The organism is Streptococcus sp. 3874 (assembly GCF_013276425.1).
In the GTDB taxonomy this organism is placed as follows: domain Bacteria; phylum Bacillota; class Bacilli; order Lactobacillales; family Streptococcaceae; genus Streptococcus; species Streptococcus pseudopneumoniae.
In genome coordinates this window covers 1-23,954 of sequence record NZ_VMLA01000002.1, presented here as the reverse complement: position 1 = coordinate 23,954, position 23,954 = coordinate 1, and the positions used below count along the sequence as shown (strand labels likewise).

Annotated in this window: 19 protein-coding genes and 5 pseudogenes; 4 read left to right on the top strand and 20 right to left on the bottom strand. The window is 40.0% G+C overall.

Going from position 1 to position 23,954, the window contains the following annotated elements:
- Positions 1-481, top strand: a pseudogene (locus HT703_RS00200) (IS30 family transposase); the annotation flags it as partial.
- Between the two features lie 1,024 nt (positions 482-1,505).
- On the opposite strand, the gene gla reads toward HT703_RS00200, so the two are convergent.
- The 6 genes and pseudogenes from gla to HT703_RS11925 all read right to left on the bottom strand — a co-directional run.
- The gene (gene gla / locus HT703_RS00195; protein WP_023933475.1) at positions 1,506-2,375 is read right to left on the bottom strand and encodes an aquaglyceroporin Gla; all 870 of its coding nucleotides are present in this window, start codon (positions 2,373-2,375) and stop codon (positions 1,506-1,508) included.
- 222 nt (positions 2,376-2,597) lie between these two features.
- Positions 2,598-3,248 (bottom strand): LPXTG cell wall anchor domain-containing protein, encoded by a 651-nt coding sequence (locus tag HT703_RS12055; RefSeq protein WP_029711521.1) that lies wholly within the window; start codon positions 3,246-3,248, stop codon positions 2,598-2,600.
- Between the two features lie 102 nt (positions 3,249-3,350).
- A pseudogene (locus HT703_RS11525) lies at positions 3,351-4,412 on the bottom strand (hypothetical protein); the annotation flags it as partial.
- Positions 4,413-4,442: 30 nt separating this feature from the next.
- A pseudogene (locus HT703_RS00175) lies at positions 4,443-4,751 on the bottom strand (cell surface protein); the annotation flags it as partial.
- Positions 4,709-5,830: pseudogene (locus tag HT703_RS11520) on the bottom strand (MucBP domain-containing protein). The pseudogenes HT703_RS00175 and HT703_RS11520, both read right to left, overlap by 43 nt.
- 1,807 nt (positions 5,831-7,637) lie before the next feature.
- Positions 7,638-7,742, bottom strand: a pseudogene (locus HT703_RS11925) (YSIRK-type signal peptide-containing protein); the annotation flags it as partial.
- 294 nt (positions 7,743-8,036) lie between these two features.
- On the opposite strand from HT703_RS11925, the gene HT703_RS00150 reads away from it, so the two are divergent.
- Together HT703_RS00150 and HT703_RS00145 are read left to right on the top strand one after the other, a co-directional pair.
- Complete coding sequence (locus HT703_RS00150; RefSeq protein ID WP_000121691.1) at positions 8,037-9,755, top strand: phospho-sugar mutase; 1,719 nt, start codon at positions 8,037-8,039, stop codon at positions 9,753-9,755.
- Between the two features lie 111 nt (positions 9,756-9,866).
- A complete protein-coding gene (locus HT703_RS00145) occupies positions 9,867-10,214 on the top strand; it encodes a thiol reductase thioredoxin (protein ID WP_000434638.1) in 348 nt (115 codons plus the stop codon).
- A 278-nt stretch (positions 10,215-10,492) separates the two neighbouring features.
- Here the strand turns inward: HT703_RS00145 and HT703_RS00140 are convergent, their stop codons facing one another.
- The 5 genes from HT703_RS00140 to HT703_RS00120 form a co-directional block, all read right to left on the bottom strand.
- Positions 10,493-11,329 carry an amino acid ABC transporter substrate-binding protein gene (locus HT703_RS00140; protein WP_000759194.1) on the bottom strand — a complete coding sequence of 279 codons (837 nt, stop codon included), beginning with the start codon at positions 11,327-11,329 and terminating at the stop codon, positions 10,493-10,495.
- A gap of 12 nt (positions 11,330-11,341) precedes the next feature.
- The gene (locus HT703_RS00135) at positions 11,342-11,971 is read right to left on the bottom strand and encodes an amino acid ABC transporter ATP-binding protein (RefSeq protein WP_000891768.1); all 630 of its coding nucleotides are present in this window, start codon (positions 11,969-11,971) and stop codon (positions 11,342-11,344) included.
- A 9-nt stretch (positions 11,972-11,980) separates the two neighbouring features.
- Positions 11,981-12,622, bottom strand: a complete 642-nt coding sequence (locus tag HT703_RS00130) for an amino acid ABC transporter permease (protein ID WP_000120831.1) — start codon at positions 12,620-12,622, stop codon at positions 11,981-11,983.
- A gap of 145 nt (positions 12,623-12,767) precedes the next feature.
- On the bottom strand, positions 12,768-13,997 hold the full coding sequence (locus HT703_RS00125; protein ID WP_001065939.1) for a tetratricopeptide repeat protein: 1,230 nt from the start codon (positions 13,995-13,997) through the stop codon (positions 12,768-12,770).
- Entirely contained in the window at positions 13,987-15,153 is a 1,167-nt protein-coding gene (locus HT703_RS00120; protein ID WP_000435457.1) for an AI-2E family transporter, read from the bottom strand. Before HT703_RS00120 ends, HT703_RS00125 begins: the two co-directional genes overlap by 11 nt.
- Positions 15,154-15,296: 143 nt before the next feature.
- Between HT703_RS00120 and HT703_RS00115 the strand changes: the two genes are divergently transcribed.
- The gene (locus tag HT703_RS00115) at positions 15,297-16,310 is read left to right on the top strand and encodes a lactonase family protein (RefSeq protein WP_054392643.1); all 1,014 of its coding nucleotides are present in this window, start codon (positions 15,297-15,299) and stop codon (positions 16,308-16,310) included.
- A gap of 152 nt (positions 16,311-16,462) precedes the next feature.
- Here the strand turns inward: HT703_RS00115 and HT703_RS00110 are convergent, their stop codons facing one another.
- From HT703_RS00110 to HT703_RS00070, 9 genes are all read right to left on the bottom strand, one after another.
- Positions 16,463-16,882, bottom strand: a complete 420-nt coding sequence (locus tag HT703_RS00110; protein WP_000068041.1) for a F0F1 ATP synthase subunit epsilon — start codon at positions 16,880-16,882, stop codon at positions 16,463-16,465.
- A gap of 10 nt (positions 16,883-16,892) precedes the next feature.
- Positions 16,893-18,299 carry a F0F1 ATP synthase subunit beta gene (atpD, locus tag HT703_RS00105; RefSeq protein ID WP_000094360.1) on the bottom strand — a complete coding sequence of 469 codons (1,407 nt, stop codon included), beginning with the start codon at positions 18,297-18,299 and terminating at the stop codon, positions 16,893-16,895.
- Between the two features lie 190 nt (positions 18,300-18,489).
- Entirely contained in the window at positions 18,490-19,368 is an 879-nt protein-coding gene (locus HT703_RS00100) for a F0F1 ATP synthase subunit gamma (protein ID WP_000301219.1), read from the bottom strand.
- Positions 19,369-19,383: 15 nt separating this feature from the next.
- Positions 19,384-20,889, bottom strand: a complete 1,506-nt coding sequence (atpA, locus tag HT703_RS00095) for a F0F1 ATP synthase subunit alpha (RefSeq protein WP_023942963.1) — start codon at positions 20,887-20,889, stop codon at positions 19,384-19,386.
- 14 nt (positions 20,890-20,903) lie between these two features.
- Positions 20,904-21,440 carry a F0F1 ATP synthase subunit delta gene (locus HT703_RS00090; RefSeq protein ID WP_023933459.1) on the bottom strand — a complete coding sequence of 179 codons (537 nt, stop codon included), beginning with the start codon at positions 21,438-21,440 and terminating at the stop codon, positions 20,904-20,906.
- Positions 21,440-21,934 (bottom strand): F0F1 ATP synthase subunit B, encoded by a 495-nt coding sequence (gene atpF, locus HT703_RS00085; RefSeq protein ID WP_023937358.1) that lies wholly within the window; start codon positions 21,932-21,934, stop codon positions 21,440-21,442. Before atpF ends, HT703_RS00090 begins: the two co-directional genes overlap by 1 nt.
- Before the next feature lie 13 nt (positions 21,935-21,947).
- Positions 21,948-22,664, bottom strand: coding sequence for a F0F1 ATP synthase subunit A (gene atpB / locus HT703_RS00080; RefSeq protein ID WP_000392851.1), 717 nt, complete (start codon positions 22,662-22,664; stop codon positions 21,948-21,950).
- Positions 22,665-22,698: 34 nt separating this feature from the next.
- Positions 22,699-22,899, bottom strand: a complete 201-nt coding sequence (locus HT703_RS00075) for a F0F1 ATP synthase subunit C (RefSeq protein WP_001054890.1) — start codon at positions 22,897-22,899, stop codon at positions 22,699-22,701.
- A 429-nt stretch (positions 22,900-23,328) separates the two neighbouring features.
- Positions 23,329-23,742 carry a GNAT family N-acetyltransferase gene (locus HT703_RS00070; protein WP_000499170.1) on the bottom strand — a complete coding sequence of 138 codons (414 nt, stop codon included), beginning with the start codon at positions 23,740-23,742 and terminating at the stop codon, positions 23,329-23,331.
- Positions 23,743-23,954: the final 212 nt, after the last annotated feature.

The following is a 23,954-nucleotide window of genomic DNA, read 5'->3' as shown; positions in this document are numbered from 1 at the left end:
GTCAAAACAGGATCTGCTCTATCCTAGAAAAGGAAAATCTGTTAAGAAACAAGCTAGCACCAATTTTAAACCCCCTGGTCAATCTATCGAACAGCGTTCTGAAGCTATCAATCTGCGATTGGAGAATGGGCATTATGAGATTGATACGGTTCTGCTTACAAGGGTGAAAAATTATTGTTTACTGGTCTTAACTGATCGAAGGACTAGGCATCAAATTATCCGATTGATTCCAAATAAAAGTGCTGAGGCGGTCAATCAGGCTTTAAAACTCATCTTAAAACAACATCAGATTCTGTCCATCACGGCAGATAATGGTACAGAATTTAACCGCTTGTCTGATGTATTTTCTGAGGAACATATCTATTATGCGCACCCCTATGCCTCTTGGGAAAGGGGAACTGATGAGAATCACAACAGGCTCATTCGGAGATGGTTACCTAAGGGAACTAAGGAAACGACTCCCAAAGAAGTCACATTCATCTAAAATTGGATTAATAACTATCCTAAAAAATGCTTGAACTACAAATCACCCAGAGAAGACTTCTTCATGGCTAACTTGAACTTGAAATTTGGCAAATTTAACTAACTAATAGAAAGTACTAAATAGACTTATCCTTAAAGGAGTTTTCAGCATTATTCATCCACTCACTTGCTGAAAATGTAAACAATCTCTGGTTTATACTACAAAAGCAAACTAGGAAGCTAGGTAAAAGTTACTCACAACATCGGTTTAATACTCTTCGAAAATCTCTTCAAACCACGTCAGCATCGCCTTACCTTAGGTATAGTTGAGACTGGTCAAAAAGTCTTTGCAATCAGAAAAACATATAGTATCAGGTCTTGAGAGAAACCTTGGTACTATGCGTTTTATTGTGGGGAGATTTACTTCATTTTTTCCTAAAGTCGAGTTTTTGCCCAACCTCTTCATCTACAACCTCAAAACACTATTTTGAGCTGACTTCGTCANNCGGCTAGCTTCTTAGTTTGCCCTTTGATTTTCATTGAGTATAAAATTGCAGATAAAACGATAACAATCATAGGACTCAGCAGAGTCAATGTAGGTCGAAGAATAGCCCCCCTAATCGCTTATTTTATAGTAAAATGAAATAGAAACTGAACATTTTGTTGAGGAAGGCAAATCAATTCCTCACAATGTTCGAGAAAGAAGGGCGGACTATTCCAACTTCAACCCACTATAAAGCAGACTTACAAGATAGGGAACCCATCTCCGATAATATAATATATAGTAGAATGAAAACTGCACAATTTGATTGGGGAATTCAAACTAATTTCTCACAATGTTTGAGAAAAAGGGTCTATTATTTCAACTGCAACCTACTATAGCCCATTAAAGTTGGAATAACCCACTGAGACTTTTAAACCACTGCTGGAGAGGAGTTTGTGTCGATTTTCTTTCATTTCCCTGAAAAATCAAAAAGAGAGAACCAATCTGATCCTCTCTTACTTATAAATGGTGCTCACTCAAATGTTAAAGGAGCTATTTCTTAGAGATAAAGGAATTTGAATACAGCTACTGCCGCAATTGCTGCTGCAATAGGTGCTACTACTGGTACCCAAGAATACCACCATTTTGAATCGCCTTTATTCTCACCAAGAACTGATTTCGGAAGGAAAGCATGAAGGAGACGTGGCCCCAAGTCACGAGCTGGGTTCAAGGCAGGTCCTGTAGGTCCTCCAAGTGATGTTACCAAAGCCATAACGAGGAATCCAAGTGCCAAGTGAGCCACAGAAAGTCCTGAAGCAGTGTGTGGAGCCACCTGTGCTTTAATAGCCAAGTCAGAAAAATCAACTGTCTGTCCTGCTTGTGTTGCCATTTGTTTCATGTATTGAAGCACTTCAGCACCAAAGAAGTTTTTAGTCAAACCGAGAGCTGCAAAGAACAAAACAAATGAACCAACAAACTCATTAATCAAACCATTGACAGTTGCTGCATAGCGACTTTCTTTTGTACCATGGTCAATACTTGAAATAGTTGAGAAAGTTCCCAAGATGTTATTTGGGTTTTCAGTTTTCAAGTAGAATGGACGGTGTGTTGCCACAACTAAGGCTTGACCAAAGATAGCCCCCAAGACTTGCGCGATAATGTAAGGTACCACTTGTGCCCAAGGGAAAAGACCGCTAACTGCAAGTCCTAGAGTGAAAGCAGGGTTGATGTGGTTCCCAGATACGTTACCAAACATCAAGGCTGGGATCATAACCCCCATACCATAACCAACAGCGATGACGAGCCAGCCACTTTGGTGACCTTTCGTACCTTTAAGTTCAACGTTGGCAACTGCACCATTCCCAAGAATGATCAAAATGGCAGTTCCCAAAAATTCAGTGGCATATTTCAGTGCCCATGTGAAATCCATTTGCTAGATTCTCCTTAAAATTTTTTAGATATTCTTTATTCTATCAATTTTTACCCTATTTAGCAACTGATTTCTGGAAATATTTTTAAAAAAATAGGATTCAGAGTTTCCCAGTCTAATGAACTTGTAAGCGTTTTTAATCTTCTCGAAAGACCTCGTTCTCAAAACCAGGAAAAAGCCCACATCTGTGAGCTTTTCCTTGTTCCTAGATTCTAAAATCTATTATTTTTCATCTTCTTTTTTCTTGAAGAATCCTAATCCTAGACCAGCTAATAAGGTCATGATACCAGCGCTAGCCAAGGTAGCATTCGCTTCTGGACCTGTGTTTGGCAATTCCTCTCTTTTATTTGTCTCAGAAGTCGGAACTTCTGGGTCTGGACTCACTGGAATTTCAGTTTTTGGAGTACCTGGTTCTGGAGTTAGCTCTGGTATTGGAGTCTCTTGATTTGGTAGTTCTGGGTTTGGTGTCGGAACACTTGGATGCTCTGGATTTGGTTGTGGGTTTGGTTTGTCTGGAGTCGGTTCACCTGGAGCACCTGGTTCCTGAGGACTTGGAATTTCTGGAATTGGTTTTTCTGGTCTTGATAAACGGTCATACCTTACCAAAATAGTCGTACCTTTTGAATCTGCTGTTACTTCTGCATTCGATACTTTTGGTAAATCTGGTTTACCATAATTTTCAATTTCTGGCGATACGACTTCGTCCCAGTTGCCTGTTGTCCATTCACCTTCTGTCACGACTTTCGTCACTTTATTACGCTTGTTGGTTCTTGTTAATTCAACTGTTTGCGTAACTGGGCTACCTACTTCTGTTGTTTCATCAGTCGCATCTACATACTTGATGGTACGGGTAACAGTTTTGCTTTCTTTAATATCTTCTGTAGCTTGCGGATATTTCACTACTTCGGTTGTATCTGTAGTTGTTGACGTTACAGTTGCTTCTGCTACAGTTGCCTTATCTGGGGCGTCATAGTTGGTTACAGTTGGAGAGTCTTGAGAACCCCATGTACCTGTTGACCAGTCTCCTGCTGTTACTTTACCTGTCACTTTATTACGCTTGTTGGTTCTTGTTAGTTCAACTGTTTGCGTAACTGGGCTACCTACTTCTGTTGTTTCATCAGTCGCATCTATATACTTGATGGTACGGGTAACAGTTTTGCTTTCTTGAACATCTTCTGTAGCTTGTGGGTATTTCACTACTTCGGTTGTATCTGTAGTTGTTGATGTTACAGCTGTTTCCGCTACAGTTGCCTTATCTGGAGCGTCATAGTTGGTTACAGTTAGAGAGTCTTGAGAACCCCATGTACCTGTTGACCAGTCTCCTGCTGTCACGACTTTCGTCACTTTATTACGCTTGTTGGTTCGCGTTAAGGTGACGCTTTGCGTAACTGGTGTTGCCACTTCTTTTGTTTCGTTGGCTTTATCGACATACTTGATGGTACGGGTAACAGTTCTGCTTTCTTTAACATCTTCTGTAGCTTGTGGGTATTTCACTACTTCGGTTGTATCTGTAGTTGTTGATGTTACAGTTGCTTCCGCTACAGTTGCCTTATCTGGTGCGTCATAGTTAGTGACTGTTGGAGAGGCTTGGGTCGCCCATGTACCTGTTGACCAGTCTCCTTCTGTTACTTTACCTGTCACTTTGTTACGCTTGTTGGTTCTTGTTAGTTCAACTGTTTGCGTAACTGGGCTAGCTACTTCTGTTGTTTCATCAGTCGCATCTACATACTTGATGGTACGGGTAACAGTTTTGGTTTCTTGAACATCTTCTATAGCTTGCGGATATTTCACAACGATTGTCTCATCTGTGCTTGCGGATGTGACGGTCGCAGAAGAAACCGTAGCTGTTTCGGCTGGACCATAGTTTTCTACTGATGGTGAAACTTTTTCGTCCCAGTTGCCTGTTGACCAAGTTCCTTCTGTCACGACTTTCGTCACTTTATTACGCTTGTTAGTTCTTGTTAATTCAACTGTTTGCGTAACTGGGCTAGCTACTTCGGTTGTTTCGTTGGCTTTATCGACATACTTGATGGTACGGGTAACAGTTTTAGTTTCTTTAACATCTTCTGTAGCTTGCGGATATTTCACAACGACTGTCTCATCTTTGCTTACTGATGTGACGGTCGCAGAAGAAACCGTAGCTGTTTCGGCTGGACCATAGTTTTCTACTGATGGTGAAACTTTTTCGTCCCAGTTGCCTGTTGTCCATTCACCGTAGGTTACAACTCCTGTTACCTTGTTCTCAGTTTTTGTACGGCTTAAGGTTACAGGTTGAACAACATCTTCTTTGACAGTTTGGTTCGTAACTTTATCAACGTAATGAATGGTACGCGTTATAGTCTTCGTCTCAGTAGTGGTGGCTGTTTTAGGAACCACTGTTTCCTCAACATTCTCACGGTAGTAGTAGTTAACGGTTGCACCGTCTTCTGGTACAGTTCCTGTGGCATTTTCAGGAGTTGCTACCAAGGTGTATGTTGTTTTCCTTGTGATAACTCGGTCTTCTTTGTCCTCAGTTGTTGTTTTTCCTTCAATAACTTTTGCTTCTGTAGTATACTCAGAACCTATCGCTAAATCAGCTTGTACAACAGACTCTGCCAACTTCTCTTGGGTACCTTCTTTATAGTAATTGGCTGTTACTGTAGCAGTAGTAGGCGCTTCACGTTCCTCATATACATAAGTTACCGTTCTTACCCCGCTTACGATATTTCCTTCAGTAGGGGCAGAATTTTCCCCCAAATCTCTTTTGACTCTATAATGTTTCCCATTAGTCGTTGAGATAGTGCTGAGTTTTTTATCTGTGACATTATAGCTAGTACCAATCAGTTGTTTTTTATTGGTAATGTAGGTTCCGTCACTTTCTTTTTCTCCAATTCCAGTATCATTTTTCAATGATAGCAAATGCCCTTGTTCATCAACATAGCGAACTTTCACATTTCCTGAGATTAGTTCTGCCAATTCTGAGGTTTTCTTCTTTTTCTTGATTTCTTCGGTTATTTTCTTTTTCTCTTCTTCGGGAATATTTAGTTTTGGAATGATTTTTTCAACAACGGTTCGTGATGGTTCCACAGTATCTTGGATGACTGAAAAGTCAGCGAGAATTGGAAGATTATACTGAACACGGTGACTTTGAGGATTTACCCCTACTCTGTCATTATTCTCTGAAAATACTTGTACGGTATAAGAAACAACATCTTTTGCTAATAAAACATCCCCAGTAGAGAAGTAGCCACCTTTTCCTAGATTGCTATCTCCAGGACCCACTGCGTCCTTAATCTTATCAGATAGTTGTTTATCAGTCAGTACATTCGTTCGCACAATTCCTTTGTCTACCCCTACAAAGTGTGAGAAATGTTTGAAGTCTTCAGAATCAGATCTAGCCCAACCTTTATTAAGGTTATTTGCTTTTGTATTTGTATTGTCTCTCTCAAAGGTTTGGGAATCAACACCATATGTATCTGCACTTGCAGTTGCTTCTATATCTGACCCTTGAATACCTGCTTCCTTACTACCATTTCTAGCGGCGAGATAGGTGTATTTTTCTGTTTCTACTTCTAGCTGATCATCCTTAACATGATAGGTAATTTTCTTAGCACCTGGTATAAGAGTCCTCAGTAGTTTATATACTCTGTCATCAGCTTTAGCTGGAGGAGTGCTTGAGTTTAGCCAAGTTGGGGTATTAGGAGTATCTTTATCAGCAACTTTCAATAAATTATTTAATTCGTTTGATAGCTTTGAAGTTGACTGAGATGTGCTTGTGAATGTTTTTCCCCACTCTGAATCTCTTTCTTTTGATTTTTCTATACTTAAGAAGTCTTCCGTAACATTTAATACAATATCGCCTTGTTTTTTAACTTCTTCCCTAGCTTCTGCTTCCAATTGATTGTACAGTTTGGTATCTTCTTCTGTATAATATCTTCTGGGTTTACGGTGTAATGGAGTAAATTTTATTTTCTCATTACGAATTTTATTAACACGAGATTTAAACTCATCTTTAAAAAATTTGGAAATTTGGAAATTCGCCAGTTCTACATTTAAACCTTTTTTGTACAAGTTTTCATTTTGAACGATTTCGGCTACACGGTGAATGGTTTCATCGTATACCGTCTTCTCTTGGCCAGCAGTATCCTTAGTTTTAATGACTACTCGATAGGTTCCTTTAGAACCATTAATATCTGAGATATATCCTGTCACAAATTCCACACGAACACGGCTTCCGAAGCCAGGAGAAAAGGCAGTAAACTGCTTCTCTATCCCATTATATCCAACTACACCTGGAGAATATTTATTATACTTATCTTTTTCTAAAAATGGGAGATTCTTAAATTCGGTGGAGTTCTTATTAGCACGTTCATTTTGAGCACGTGGATCATACTTCGAATTATCTGAAACCGTCTCGTCACGATTAGCTCGTGTACGTCCTTTAACAAGCATAAGCATGTATTTAAAACGACGGTCTAATGCTTGTTCGTGCACAAAGATGTTATCTAAGGCATCTGCCCCAAGCATACCACCTTGTTCAATCGTACCATCTTCTTTCTTATACCAACCTGTAAAGTAACCATCTGCATTTTTCTTACCAATAACGAATTTACCTGGTCTGCCATCTTTACCTGCAATCGCTGTCCATCCACCGAAAGAATCAAGTTCTCTTATTTCACCATCTTGTAATTTATCTCCTGTACCATCTTCACTGACTTTGCCGTTTTTAAATCTAAGAGCATCCCCAAGGGTGTTCATACTACGCAAGTAAGAACGTTCATTATTTTGGAAGTCGTCTGGCATATTTTTTACAATATCCCATAATTGTTCGAGAGTCAGATTTTCCTTAGGAGTATCAAATTTCAGATGGGCATTCTTATCATCCCCACCTGTCTCTCCATCTTTAGGCACAATGACCCCGGGCTGGTGTTCTTTTACTGTGTCACCCTTACGATTGGCATCCAGTAAATCTGAATCAGTATCTGCTGTGTCTGAACCTCCCTCATTTCCAGAAGTCGGCTCTGATTCAGTTCCTGTAGCTCCATTCGATGAATCACTTGACTCCCCATCAGCTAATTCTCTTTTACTACGAGTACGAGGTTTCGTACTTTCTGGAGTTACTAGCGGATTGTCAGCTACGGGAGCATTATAGGTGTTTGCTGCTGCATCAGTATGACTGAGGTCAGTCTTGTTTTCTGGCTCTCCAATTCCAGACTGTCCTGGATCTGTCGGGTTTGCTGTCCTCTCAGCTTCCCTCGCTGACTCCACGCCCTCAGCATGAGCAATCCCAGCTCCCATCAAAAGATAGAGCGCCCCAATGACAACACTAGCTGCACCGACACTCACTTTTCGAATACTGTATTTTAATTGTTTTTCTGGACTATTCATGACTACCTCCATATATATATATATATCAAAAGATATATATTATAACAGATCTTATATAATAATCCTCATTTTAAATTATACAACGAATAAGGTTTAATTTCAATTTTTTAGAGACTACAAATAGGATAAACTTGACTTGTCATTTCGGTTTGTAATTAACACACTTAAATCAAAATTATGAATAGTACAGTCTTCTTCGCTCATTGACTAAAAACTTATGCTACCGTTTTACTAAAATGCTAAAAAGTGCTATAATGTGAACGGTTAAAACAATTTACAAAAAGGAGAATTTTAATGTCTTACCAAGAAAATTACCAGAAATGGGTTGATTTTGCGGAGCTTCCTGACTATCTTCGTCAAGATTTGGAAAATATGGACGAAAAAACAAAGGAAGATGCCTTCTATACAAATCTTGAATTTGGTACTGCAGGTATGCGTGGCTTGATTGGTGCTGGTACAAACCGCATCAACATCTACGTTGTTCGTCAAGCTACTGAAGGATTGGCTCGTTTGATTGAGTCAAAAGGTGGAAACGAGAAAGAACGCGGTGTAGCAATCGCCTACGATAGCCGTCACTTCTCACCTGAGTTTGCCTTTGAATCTGCGGCAGTTCTTGCTAAACACGGTATCAAATCTTATGTATTTGAAAGCCTTCGTCCAACTCCAGAACTCTCATTTGCAGTTCGTCACCTCAACTGTTTCGCGGGTATCATGGTCACAGCCAGTCACAACCCTGCACCATTTAACGGTTACAAGGTTTACGGTGAAGACGGTGGACAAATGCCTCCACACGACGCAGACGCTTTGACTACTTATATCCGTGCAATCGAAAACCCATTTGCGGTAGAAGTTGCTGATGTGGAATCTGAAAAAGCTTCTGGCTTGATTGAAGTTATCGGCGAAGCTGTCGATGTGGAATACCTCAAAGAAGTGAAGGACGTTAACATCAACCCAGCCTTGATTGAAGAATTTGGTAAAGACATGAAGATTGTCTACACACCACTTCATGGTACTGGTGAAATGTTGGCTCGTCGTGCTCTTGCCCAAGCAGGATTTGACTCTGTTCAAGTCGTTGAAGCGCAAGCAACTGCTGACCCAGACTTCTCAACTGTAAAATCTCCAAACCCAGAAAGCCAAGCAGCCTTTGCACTTGCTGAAGAACTTGGTCGTCAAGTTGGTGCAGATGTTCTTGTGGCAACTGACCCTGATGCTGACCGTGTTGGTGTTGAAGTTCTTCAAAAAGATGGTAGCTACCTCAACCTTTCAGGTAACCAAATCGGTGCTATCATGGCAAAATACATCTTGGAAGCCCACAAAAACGCTGGAACTCTTCCTGAAAATGCAGCCCTTTGCAAATCGATCGTATCAACTGACTTGGTAACGAAGATTGCTGAAAGCTACGGCGCAACCATGTTCAACGTTCTGACTGGTTTCAAATTCATCGCTGAAAAAATCCAAGAATTCGAAGAAAAACACAATCACACATACATGATGGGATTTGAAGAAAGCTTCGGTTACTTGATTAAACCATTCGTACGTGATAAAGACGCTATCCAAGCCGTTCTTGTCGTTGCTGAACTTGCTGCCTACTACCGTTCACGTGGTTTGACCCTTGCTGACGGTATCGAAGAAATCTATAAAGAGTACGGCTATTATGCAGAAAAGACAATCTCTGTTACCCTTTCAGGTGTCGATGGTGCTGAACAAATCAAAGCGATTATGGCTAAATTCCGTAACAATGCTCCAAAAGAATGGAACGCAACGGCTATCACTGTCGTAGAAGACTTTAAAGCTCAAACTGCTACTGCAGCTGACGGTACTGTTACAAACTTGACAACTCCTCCAAGTGATGTGTTGAAATATACACTTGCTGACGGTTCATGGATTGCTGTTCGCCCTTCAGGTACAGAACCAAAAATCAAGTTCTACATTGCAGTTGTAGGGGAAACAAACGAAGAATCACAAGCTAAAATTGCTAACATCGAAGCAGAAATCAATGCTTTTGTAAAATAAAGTCCTATAAAAGATGAGACAAACCAATCTCATCTTTTTTTCGTATCAAATCTAAGCAATTTTAGAAACTTTATGGCATACTAGACTTATCAATGAAAGCGAGGTAATCTCATGGAACAATTTTTAGATAACATCAAAGACCTTGAAGTCACTACAGTTGCGCGTGCGCAAGAAGCTCTTGATAAAAAAGAAACTGCAACCTTCTTTATCGGTCGCAAAACTTGCCCTTACTGCCGTAAATTTGCAGGTACATTGTCAGGTGTCGTAGCTGAAACCAAAGCCCACATCTACTTCATCAACAGTGAAGAAGCAAGCCAACTCAATGAGTTGCAAGCATTCCGCTCACGCTATGGAATCCCAACTGTACCAGGATTTGTTCACGTTGCGGATGGACAAATCAATGTCCGTTGCGACTCTTCAATGTCAGCACAAGAAATCAAAGATTTCGCAGGATTGTAAAAAATCAGCTAACAAGTCTTAAAATCACAAAAACGCATAATATAAGGTGCCAGAAAACCTTGATATTATGCGTTTTATTGTTCCTAAAACAGTTACATCAGCATTTCATTACAGAACATTTTAATTTTGGAAGTCAAATCAATTTTTAACAATGGTTTAGAAATCACAGTGGGCTATTCCATATTCAATTATCCAGATTCAATCGCTATTATCGTTTTCCTAGATTACAAAAAACTGCGTTTTGCTAATCAAAACGCAGTCTCAGCCACTATTTTATCTTACTGTCCTTCTTTTACTTCTTTGGTTGCTACATCTTCTCCAAACCATTTTTGGCTGATTTCTTGGAACTTGCCGTCCTTGTAAAGACTAGAAAAAGCTTCATTTATCTTCTTAACCAGAGTTGTATCTTCCTTACGGGCTCCAACCGCAAAAGCTTCTGTTTCTAGTCCAACTGTAAAGACATTATAATCGTTTAAAACACCTTCTGCTTCTAAATAATAATTTGCATAGACACGGTCAATCAATAGACCATCAATTCGATCATTTTTCAAATCAATCAAGGCTTCATTAAAGGTTTGGTATTGATTCGCTTCCTTATTAGCGACAATATCCTTTAAAATCGCTGGGTTTGCTTCAAAGTCCGCATAACCAGATGAACCAGCTTGAGCTCCTAATGTCTTTCCATCCATATCCTTTGCAGTCGTGATACCAGATGATTTCTTGGTCACCAATACCTGCTCATTCTTCATATATGAGTTACTGAATGCTACCTTTTCACGGCGTTCGTCGGTAGCGGAATAGCCATTCCAAATCAGATCAATCGTTCCTTTTGTCAATTCAGCTTCTTTCAAATCCCAATCAATCGGTTGCCAGTTTACTGTGATTCCGTATTTTTCAAAAACAGCTGTAGCTAAATCAATATCAAATCCTGCATAAGAACCATCTTTCTGAGCAAATCCCATTGGAACAAAAGTGCTATCAAATCCAATAGTAATAGACTTGTTAGACTCGTACTTAGACCAATTATCTCCACTAGTTTCGCTAGTATTTTTCCCACAAGCTACTAAGAACAAAGCAGTCATCAGACTGACTAATACAAGCATCCATTTTTTCATCCATTTTTCCTCCTATTTAGGTTCTACTTTCAATAATACATCTGCGATATTTTCAGCAAACTGCAAATCATGGGTTACCACAATCTGGGTCATGCCAAGTTCCCTATTTTGCAAGATCAGTTTTTCCACTTCCAAGCGTAATTCTGGATCCAGGGCAGAAGTTGGTTCATCGTAGCCAATGATTTCTGGGTCAATCATCATAGCACGCGCCAAAGCCACCCGCTGCTTTTGCCCACCAGATAGCGAGAAAGGATAGGCATCTGCGTGTCCTCCTAATCCTAACTGTTCCAAGAGTCCACTCGCCTTCTTCTCAGCCTCCTCCTGCTTCATTCCCATGGTCTTCACAGGCGATAAGGTCAAATTGTCCAGAACTGATAAATGAGGGAACAGTTGAAAATCTTGGAAGACAAATCCCAGTAGATTGCGCTTCTGTAATTCATCCAGCTCTAAGGAATCTCCATTATAAAAGATTTGCCCTGAATCAATAGTTTCAAGACCTGCAAGCATACGTAAAAGAGTTGTCTTACCTCCACCAGAAGGTCCAACGATAGCCAGGATTTGCTTTTCAGGAATACTTAGACTGAAATTAGACAGGATTTGTTTATCTCCAAAGACTTTATTGATATTTCGTAATTCTAACATGGCAGCCTCCTATCTATAATAACTATACTTCTTCTCAACTTTTTTGGAAATAATTGTCACAATCCCAATCAAAATCAAGTAAATGGCTCCTGCCAAGAACATAGGAACCAGACTAGCATCACGGTTGGCAGCTGTTCGACTAGCCAAGATAAGATCAGAAATTCCTAGAGCATAGACCAGAGAGGTATCCTTGACCAAACTCATAACTTCGTTAAAGACACTAGGAAGAACAATCTTGGTCACTTGGGGCAAGATAATATAGCGCACTGTGTCAAAAGGGCTAAACTTCAAGACCTTGGCTGCCTCATACTGTCCTCTTGGAATAGTGTCAATTCCCCCACGGAAAATTTCTGCAAAGTAAGCCGCATAATTCAAAACAAAGGCAATAATAGCTGCAGGAAGGCGGTCTAAACGAATCCCAATACTTGGGAGCACATAATAAATAAAAATCAATTGCAAGAGCAAGGGGGTGCCACGCATAACCCAGATGTAAATGTTAATCAGATAATGGAGGGGCTTCCAATGGACTTGCAAGGCAAAGGCAATCAAAACGCCCAAAGGAATCGAAAATAGCAAGACCAGTGCAAAGACCTGTACAGTCGTGCTCGCACCATTCAGTAAACTCGGTAATATCTCAAATAAATAAGACATACTGCACCTCCTAAAAGTAATTGTTCCTATTATAGCATGAATAAACAAAATAACCAACCATTTTTGCAAAAAAATTCTATCATATACAAATAAAAACCGTAGCTATCAAAAGAGATAAACTACAGTTCTATATGTTTAAACATTCTTACAATCTCTCAAACAGTTCTTGCATTTGCACATCATCTGGAACCAGTTTTAAGTAAGCTTGTGCATTGACTTTTGCTTCCTCAAAGTAGCCCAATTCACGCAAGACATAGATATAGTGTTCCAAAAACTCTGGATTGTCCTTTAAATCTCCTGCCAACTCTTGGTAATGCTCATAGGCAGTATCCAAATCGTCCATTTCTTGATAGGAACGAGCAATCATCCACTTGGTCAAGAGATTTTCTGGCTCATCGCTCTGCAAGTCTAGAATATCCTCATAACGCTCCTGCTCCAGATAAATAGTGGCTAAACGAAGCAAGATTTCTTCTGTATCCTCAGCGTCTTCTTTAGCTGTTAGGAGATAATTTTCTGCCCCACTTGCATCATGCAATTCATAAGAGAATTGCGAAGCAGCTAGCAAGAGGCGAGTTTCAAAGGGATTTTTCTCTAAGCCTTGCTTAGCGATACGCAGGGCTTCTTGAACTTGATGTTCCTTATGTAAGGCCTGGCTATAACCATATTCATAGCCTTCAAAGTCAGGAGAAATGGTATCAAGCTGCTTAAAGTAAAGGGTGGCTTTTTGGTATTCTTCTTGATCAAAGTAAAGGCTGGCCAACTCAAAAGCTGTTAGGTCATCGTATTCTAACTCCAGGGCTTTTTCTAAAAACTCAGTAGCCGTTTCAAATTTCCCTAACTGGGCATAGGCAAAACCAATTCGTTGATAGGTGGAAATGCCCGTTTGCTCATAAATAGTACGATTATCTAACTGGGCATAGCCTTGAATGGCCTCTTGGTAATTTTCCAACTCACTATCCAACTCTGCCAAACCCAATATCAAGAGAGGATCCTCTGAGTAGGTCAAAGCCTCCAGCAATTTCTCACGCGCCACATCTGTCAAACCTTCCATCTGGTAAAGATCTGCCTTCAAAGCCAAAGCCGAAACATACCAGTCACTGTCAGCTTGGATTTCCTCAAGATAAGCAAAGGCTTCTTCGATTTGACCATCCTCGCTAGCAATTGCAGCTAGATTAAGATGAAGCTCTGGGAAATCCTCTACAATTTTCAGGTAAATCTCCTTTGCCTGAGGATAAAAACCAATTCCTTCAAGATAAGTTGCCAACTCATACAGAAGGTCACTTGGATCATTTTCTAAAGCTTTGACGAAATAGTGCTCAGCCTTGGCTAAATCTTGCTCCTCCAAAGCCTGTAACATCTGTTGACTATTGTTCACTTTTGACTTCCTCGCCCTCTAATTCATATAGACCACTGACTGCCTTATACCATTCGAAAATGGCTGAAATGACAACCTTAGCAGAGGCATAAACTGGAATACCAAGTAAAACTCCCCAGATACCAAACATAGATCCTGAAGTTAACAAAACAAAGAGAACATTAATGGGATGGATGTTTAATTGACTTCCCAAAATCAATGGAGAGACAAAACGGCCTTCAATAGTTTGTTCTACGATAAAGACAATCACTACTTTCAAAAGCATGACTGGCCCAGCAATCAAGCCCAAAACTAGGGCAGGAAGCATGGCTAGGAAGCTACCAAGATAAGGAACCAGATTTAAAATACCAGCAGTAACACCAAGCGTAACCGCATAACGTAGACCGATAATCTTAAAGAAGATAATAAACATTACTGCTACAATAATAGCCACTGTTACTTGCCCTCGAACATAGTTGGACAACTGTTGATTCACATCTGATAAAACTTGTCCAACAGGTTCCTTCAATTTTCTTGGCATAAATTGGGTCAAATAGTTACGCAAGCCTTTCCCATCACGCAAGAGATAAAAGAGCATGAACGGAACGATAATCAAGGCAACAATCACTTGAGAAGCCCCACTAATAAAGGCACTCACCCAGTTGACTGCCCGAGATGAAACCTTGCTCGCCCAAACTGTAGCCTGGCTAGAAAAATTGGTCAAAACTTGCTCTAATTGAGGTCTGAAATCATCTGGCAGGTGCTGGGCTACCAATCCATTAACAATCCTATCTATATCTTCTAAGTAAACAGGAACGTTTCTTGCAAAGGTCAAAACCTGACGTTGCAGATTTGGAATGGCGACTGCCAAGCCCCAAATGATAAAGAGAGCGATGATAACAAAGACAATAGTGATAGCTATAACACGATTAACCTTATGCTTCTCCATCCAATCAACAATAGGATTCAACAAATAATATAACAAACCAGACAAAATGACTGGCAACATCACAACTGCTAAAAAGTCTAAAACAGGTGAAAATAGAAAACTAATCTTACTTAAAATAAAAAGATTGAGTCCCAATAATAAGGTTACTAAAAATACCGTAATGGCCTTGTTATCTAAAAACCACTTAAAAAACCAAGATAGGCTAAAATGTTTCTCTTTTTGCTCCATAAATACTTCCTTTCTATCGTTCTCTCATTATACCATTTTTAAATCAAAATAACTCTTTTTTAAAGTGCTTACATCTAATTGGATGTCTTTAATTGGCTTGTTTTTGTGATATAATAGTCTTATCTTTATATAGAGGTAACGTTATGAAAGAAACTGTTTATTTTGGAACTTATACACGTCGGACTTCCCAAGGGATTTACACGGCTGACTTTGATACAGAAACTGGTCAGCTTTCAAACCTAGAACTTTTTGCAGCTGAGCCAAGTCCAACCTACCTTGCCTTTGACCAGCACCAACATTTATACACCGTTGGTAGTCAAGACGATAAGGGGGGAATTGCAGCCTATCAAACTGACGGGACTTTATTAAATCACGTCGTTGAAAAAGGAGCCCCCCACTGTTATGTTGCTGTCGATGAAAAGCGTGATTTGGTTTACGCAGCCAACTACCATAAAGGACAGGTACTGGTTTATAAACGTCAGAATGATGGGAGTCTTTTACTTAGTGATGTAGATCAACACAGTGGCCAAGGTCCACATGAAAATCAAGCTTCCCCCCATGTTCACTATACAGATTTAACACCTGACCACTATCTAGTGACCTGTGATTTGGGTACTGACCAAGTTATCACTTATGACCTTGATCAAGAAGGGAAATTATCTAAACTCTATACCTACAATAGTATTCCTGGAGCTGGTTCTCGTCATATCGTTTTCCATAACCACTATAAAATCGCTTATCTCATTTGTGAACTCAATAGTACTATCGAGATTTTAATCTACGATGGCGTTGGTGAATTTGAACGCATGCAAGTGATTTCAACTTTACCAGAAGCTTACGAAGGTTTTAATGCTACTGCTGCTATTCGTCTCTCTAAAGACGGTAAATACCTCTACGCTTCTAACCGTGGTCATGATTCTATCGCAGTATATACAATCCTTGCGGACGGTAGCTTAGAGTTATTAGAAATCGTTCCAACACATGGTCAGACTCCACGTGATTTTGATTTGACACCTGACCAAAAATTTCTCATTGCTGTCCACCAAGACTCTGACAATGCAACTGTCTTTAAACGTAATTGTGACAATGGTCGTCTAGCAGAACTCTCCAACGACTTCCATGTTCCCGAAGCAGTCTGCATCCGTTTTGCTCCTTAATACTCTTCAAAAATCTCTTCAANNTTCTATCCACAACCTCAAAACTATGTTTTGAGCAACCTATGGCTAACTTCCTATGTTTGCTTTTTGATTTTTATTGAGTATAAAACACCATAAAAAAATGAACTTGGAATTTTCAAGTTCATTTTTTCTTATAGTCTATTTCCGACATTAATACGGTTAATGGCACGTTGCAGTGCAATCTTCGCACGACGTTCTTGGTCAATCAAGTGTTTGTCTTGTGCTTCTTCAATTGCACGTTCTGCACGAAGTTTGGCACGTTCTGCACGACTGATATCGATATCACGAGCACGTTCTGCAGAGTCAGCAACGATTGTAATCATATCATTGGCAATTTCAATAACGCCACCGTTTACTGCAATCCAGTTCACGTGATCTTCGTCATCAATACGTTTTACCTTTACTTCATCAACTGCTAAAACCGCAATCATATTTTCATGTCGTGGCAAGATCCCCATCTCACCATCCAGAGTTCGAACCGATACATAGCTGGCATGGTGATCATAGACGAGACCATCTGGTGTCACGATCTGGACAGTTAACTGAGCCATAGATTACCTCTTAAAATCCCATTTTTTCAGCTTTTGCAATCACATCTTCGATAGAACCTACACCACGGAAGGCATCTTCTGGCAAGTGGTCGTATTTACCATCAAGGATTTCTTTAAATCCACGTACCGTTTCAGCAACTGGAACATATGAACCAGGCTGACCAGTAAATTGCTCCGCAACGTTGAAGTTTTGTGACAAGAAGAACTGGATACGACGGGCACGTGCAACCAAGGTCTTTTCTTCATCAGAAAGCTCATCCATACCGAGGATAGCAATGATATCTTGCAACTCATGGTAACGTTGGAGGACACGTTTTACTTCTGCAGCAACTGCATAGTGCTCTTCTCCAACGATTTCAGGTGCCAAGGCACGTGAACTTGAAGCAAGTGGGTCAACGGCTGGGTAGATACCCAATTGTACCAACTTACGTTCCAAGTTTGTTGTTGAATCCAAGTGAGCGAAGGCTGTTGCTGGCGCTGGGTCAGTATAGTCATCCGCTGGCACATAGATAGCCTGGATAGAGGTTACAGAACCCTTCTTGGTTGATGTAATACGTTCTTGCAATTGACCCATTTCTGTAGCAAGGGTTGGTTGGTAACCAACGGCTGATGGCATACGACCCAAAAGGGCAGATACTTCTGAACCAGCCTGAGTGAAACGGAAGATATTATCGATAAAGAGAAGCACGTCTTGGCCTTCTACATCACGGAAGTATTCAGCGATTGTCAAACCAGTAAGGGCAACACGCATACGTGCTCCTGGTGGCTCATTCATCTGACCAAATACCATGGCTGTTTTCTCGATAACGCCTGATTCTTTCATTTCCCAGTAAAGGTCATTTCCCTCACGAGTACGTTCCCCAACACCAGTAAATACTGAAATACCACCGTGTTCTTGGGCAATGTTGTGAATCAATTCTTGGATTAAGACGGTTTTACCAACTCCGGCACCACCGAACAGTCCAACTTTACCACCTTTAAGGTAAGGGGCAAGAAGGTCGATAACCTTGATCCCTGTTTCAAGGATTTCAGAAGAGGTAGACAACTCATCAAAAGTTGGAGCTTTTTTATGAATTGGCTGACGCTCTGCGTCTTCTGTAAAAGGAGCTTCCAAGTCAATGGTATCTCCCAAAACGTTGAAGACACGTCCCAAAGTTTCTTTACCTACTGGCACAGAGATTGGACGACCTGTGTCCAATACTTCCATTCCACGAGTCAACCCATCTGTTGATTCCATGGCGATAGTACGGACCATACCATCTCCCAACTCCAAGGCTACTTCAAGGACGATTTTTGTTTTTCTTTCGTCATTTTTGTAGACGACAAGTGCATTGTTAATCTCAGGAAGTTTTTCCCCTGCTGCAAACAAGACGTCTACAACGGGACCGATAACCTGAGCAATTTTACCTGAACTCATCTCCTTCTCCTATTCTATATAAGATACTGTCGGTTCCTAGCTAAACTAGGTCCTAATACTCTTCGCAAATCTCTTCAAACCACGTCAGCGTCGCCTTGCCGTACTCAAGTACAGCCTGCGGCTAGCTTCCTAGTTTGCTCTTTGATTTTCATTGAGTATAAGTTCATTTTCATACGAACTGGACTAGAGCCTATTCTAAGGCACTAGCTCCTGCTACAATTTCTGTAATTTCTTGTGTAATCGCCGCCTGTCTGGCACGGTTATACTGAATTGTCAAATCATTGATGACTTTCTTAGCATTATCTGTCGCTGTTTGCATGGCTGTCATACCAGCAGCATTCTCAGCTGTCTTGGCATCGATAATGGCACCGTAAATCATACTTTCTGCAAACTGAGGCAATAACTGCTCCAAAATTTCTTCTCGGCTGGTTTCCAATTCAAAAGTCAAGCTGTAGTCTTCATCCGCTTCATTTGGATCCAAGTCAACAATCGGAAGCATTTGTTCCACACGCATTTGACTGGTTAGCGTATTGACATGGTGGTTGTAGCAAACATAAAGCTCATCAAAGAGTTCATTTTGGTACATTTCAACAGTTTTTGAAATAATCTTACGAACTTGATCAAAGCTAGGTTGGTCTGCCAAGCCACGTAGTTCATAAAGTGGTTGAATACCACGAGCCTTAAAGAAATCAGCTCCCATTCCACCAATACAGATTATTTCAAAACCTGTACCGTCTGGGTGGTATTCTTCTTTCAACTCCATAACGGCTTTCAGAATAGAGGAATTATAACCTCCAACCAAACCGCGGTCTGAAGTGATAACGATATAGCCTGTCTTCTTCACAGGACGGCTAATCAACATGGGATTGGTTGAACCACCAGCTCCATTACCATGGAGGATATCTGTCAAGAGCTTGCGCACTTTCTGAGCGTAAACTTGGAAGTTACGAGCAGCTTCTTCAGAGCGACCTAGCTTAGCAGCCGATACCATTTGCATGGCATTTGTGATTTGACTCGTATTTTTTGTTGAGGCGATTTTTGTTTTAATATCATTTAGAGATACTGCCATCTGACACCTCTATTCTTATTGGAAGCTAGATTGATTGAGAAACTCTGTAATCGCAGCATCCAAGACTGCTTCTTCTGGCAAGTCTTTTGTATCACGAATGGTTTCCAAAATCTCTGGATGTTGAGCATCAAAGAAGGCATGGAACTCTTCCTCGAAACGAACAATATCATCTACTGGAACAGTATCCAAGAAACCATGTGTCAAAGCATAAAGAATGGTTACTTGTTTCTCAACAGGTAATGGTTTGTGAACAGGTTGTTTCAAGACCTCAACTGTACGACGTCCACGGTTCAACTTGGCCTGTGTTGCCGCATCCAAGTCAGAACCAAACTTAGTGAAGGCTTCCAACTCACGGTATGAAGCAAGGTCGATACGAAGTGTACCAGCAACCTTCTTCATGGCTTTGATTTGTGCAGAACCACCTACACGTGATACAGATGAACCCGCATCGATGGCTGGACGAATCCCCGCATTGAAGAGGCCATCGCCAAGGAAGATTTGTCCATCAGTGATAGAAATCACGTTGGTTGCGATATAGGCAGAGATATCTCCTGCTTGTGTCTCGATAAATGGTAGGGCTGTAATTGATCCACCACCAAGTTCATCAGAAACTTTAGCTGAGCGCTCAAGCAAACGGCTGTGAAGGTAGAAAACATCCCCTGGGAAGGCTTCACGACCTGGAGGACGACGAAGCAAGAGAGACAGTTCACGATAAGCTACCGCTTGTTTTGATAAATCATCATAAACGATCAAAACATGCTTGCCTTGGTACATAAATTCTTCCGCCATGGCAACCCCAGCATAAGGAGCTAGGAAGAGCAATGGTGATGGTTGTGAAGCAGAGGCTGTCACAACGATTGTGTAGTCCAAGGCACCGTACTGACGAAGTGTTTCTACTTGCGTACGAACTGTTGATTCTTTTTGTCCAATCGCAACATAGATACAGATCATATCTTGACCTTTTTGGTTCAAGATTGTATCAATCGCAATGGTTGTTTTCCCTGTCTGACGGTCACCGATAATCAACTCACGTTGACCACGACCAATCGGTACAAGGGCGTCAATAGCTTTCAAACCAGTTTGCAATGGTTCTGAGACTGACTTACGTTGCATAACACCAGGAGCTGGTGCTTCTACTGGACGAGTTTTATCAGTGTGGATTTCTCCAAGACCGTCAACTGGACGACCTAGCGGATCCACAACACGACCAATCAGACTTTCACCTACTGGGACTTCCATGATTTTACCTGTACGACGAATTGTATCGCCTTCACGGATATCTGTAAAGTCACCTAGGATGATAATACCAACGTCTGTTGACTCCAAGTTTTGAGCCATACCATAAGAGCCGTTTTCAAAAATCAACAACTCTCCACTCATGGCATTTTCAAGGCCATGAGCACGCGCGATACCGTCCCCGATATAGGTTACAACACCTGTTTCAGTCACATCAAAATTGGGTTTGAAATTTTCAATTTGTTGCTTAATTAAAGCGCTGATTTCTTGTGCGTTAATTGCCAAAAGAACACCACTTTCTATTTCAAATTTTCTTTAACAACTTTAAGTTGTTGTTTAATACTCACATCAATTGTCTTGTGATTGGCAAAAATGACAAAACCACCAATGAGACTTTCATCGATTTCTTCTTTTACACTCCTTACTTTCAGAGACATTTTTTTCTCAATCAAAGGGAGCAAACGACTCTTTTGTTCATCTGTTAAAGGATGAGCAGCAGTAATCGTCACTTCAAATCGATTTGTTTCTTTTTCAAGTCGGTTCAAGCAATCTACAAGCACATCATAGAAAAGATTTGCTCTGTGATTGTAGGCCAGAACCTGGATAAAGTTTTGTATTAAAGGTGACACAGAGTCTTGGAAAAAAGCAATTGTTTTTTCCTTATCCGACTCGTCTACTGCCACTTGTTTTAAAAAAGAAGGCAGACCTGTTTCTTCAGCAACTTGCTTGATTTGAGTCAAGTCTGAAAAGATACGGTCTTCTTCTCCTTTTTCAAGTACCAATTGGACAAAAGGCATGCTGTATTTTTCAATTACCTTTACTGTTTTCTTGTCCATTAAGCTTCTCCTAGCTGATCGATATACTGATCAATGAGTGCTTTATGGGCATGACCATCAAGGTTTTGTGAGATGATTTTACCAGCCAAGCTGATGGTCAAATCTGCAACCTCACCCTTAACGCTTTGTAAAGCTTCAGCTTTGTTTTGAGCAATTTCTTGGTTTGCTTTTTCTTTTAAGCGTCCTGCTTCTAGTTTAGCATCTGCTAAGATACTAGCCTTACTTTGCTCAGCTGTTTCCTTTGCATTTTCAATGATTGTCTTGGCTTCTTTGCGACTGCCTGCCAATTCATCTTCACGTTTTTGGGCCAATACTTCTGCTTTTTGACGGGCTTCTTCAGCACTGTCAATATCAGTAGCAATTTTTTCAGCTCTTTCTTCGAAAATGCCTGTAATATTAGACCATGCAAATTTTTTAATCAAGACTAGCAAAAGAATAAAAGAGCCAGTGATTAAAATAAAATTACCAATCAATTCACCTACTGTTACGTGCATCAGTTACTCCTTTCTATTCCTCTTCAATATTAATCTTATTCCCTAAATACACAGATGTCAAAAGAGTAAAGACATAAGCTTGGATGCAGGAAATAAAGACAGAAAATGCAGTCCAAGCCAAATTAGCTCCAAAGGCTACTGGATACCAATAAATAGCTTGGTGGGAAAGAAGAAGTAACAAACTCGTCATGACCTCTCCTGCAAAGATATTCCCAAAAATCCGCAAAGCCAAAGATAAGAAGTTTGTAAATTCTTCCAAGATATTCATCGGTATGACAAAAACAGGACTCATAAAAGATTTTATACTTTTTTTAAATCCACGACGACGAACGCTTTCTATATGTGTCAACAAAATGACAAGAAAAGATAAGGTTAAGTCATACTGTAAATTAGCGGTTGGCGAACTCCACCAGTTAGTCCCATCGATCGTTTGAAGCTTTGTCATTAAGCCAAGGTTATTGGCAATCACCATGAAAAGAAATAAACAAAGGAAAAAGAGTGAGTAATCTTTCATGTAGCGCGAACCAATGTTAGGTTCTGTAAATCCAATAACAAAGTCATAGACATACTCAAGTACATTTTGCTTTCCTTTGGGTTTCAAGGTCATATTGCGGCTTGCCCAATAAATAAAGACAAAAATAACTCCCACAATCAACAAGGTCATGGCTAACATAGTCAGATTGAAGATAACAGGACCAATAGAGATGATTGGATTAATACTTTCTTCCATCTAAAATCCTCCCTTTTCTTCTCGTTCCATGTATTTATTTGATAATAAATGAGAAGACAAGAGTTACAAAGAAAGTTCCTTCAATAAAGGCAACACCTAAAAACATCAAACTACGAAACTCAGAAAGCATATCTGGTTGGCGTGCTACTGATTTAAACAGTCCATTCATCAATAAACCTTCACCGACAGATACGCCCATACAGGCAATACATAAGCCTAAATATGTTAAATTCATAACGAATTCTCCTTTAAAATAAAATTTACTTACTTAGTGTAGTCCTAAAATTTAAATTTGTCAACTTTTAACCTCTATTGGAAGCGTTTAATAAAAATTATTTCCATTTTCTTTCGGATTTCACTCTATTCTGAAAAACTCGAGAGGGGAATCTCGGATTAATGTCAATTTAAAAAGATAGAGAGTTTTTAGTTTAAATAAATTGTTTTAAAATATCAACCACATCACTTCTTTTCTTAACCCGATAAGCCTTGATTCCCAATTTCTCAGCTGCCATTGCATTGTACCCAATATTGCCCAGAAAGACACAATTTCTAGGTTATAACTGGTATTTATCGATAGTTACTCATATACATCAGTCCACCTCCATACTTATGTGCGAGCCTCTCTTTGTATTATACCTCCATACTCACCTTACAGATTCTTTTGCTAATAATATCTTTGCCCAATGTAGGGATAGTCTTGTAACCTAAAGACTTCCTTGTAGCCATACCTTTTATAAAAATCAAGAGCTTGAAACTGGTAGGTATTGACAAAGGCAAAACGACAGTTTCGATTCTTAGCTTCAGTTTCTGCTTGCTGCAATAGTTTTGAACCGATTCCTTGCCCTCTCAGTTCCTCTTTTACAAATAAATACTCGATTTCTAGCCAATTTCTAAAAGTCTCTACTATCAAACCTGCCAGGAGATTGCCCTTTTCATCTTCGACATAAAGATTAAGTGGCTCACTTTCAGCTTCCTCTCTTTTTGAACGGTTATAAACACGAATCAGATTCCCTATTTCTTGCGATTTATGTGATTCCTTATTTTTCAATCTAAAGTATAGTGAAATAAAATAAAACATGCGCAAATCGATTAAGGAATTTAATCTAATTTCTAACAATGTCTTAGAAACCAAAGTATACTATTTTAACTTCAATGCACTATACATCTAATACTCAATAAAAATCAAAGAGCAAACTAGGAAACTAGCCACAGGTTGCTCAAAGCATGGTTTTGAGGTTGTAGATAGAACTGACGAAGTCAGCTCATACTAGACTAAAATCAAAAAGCATT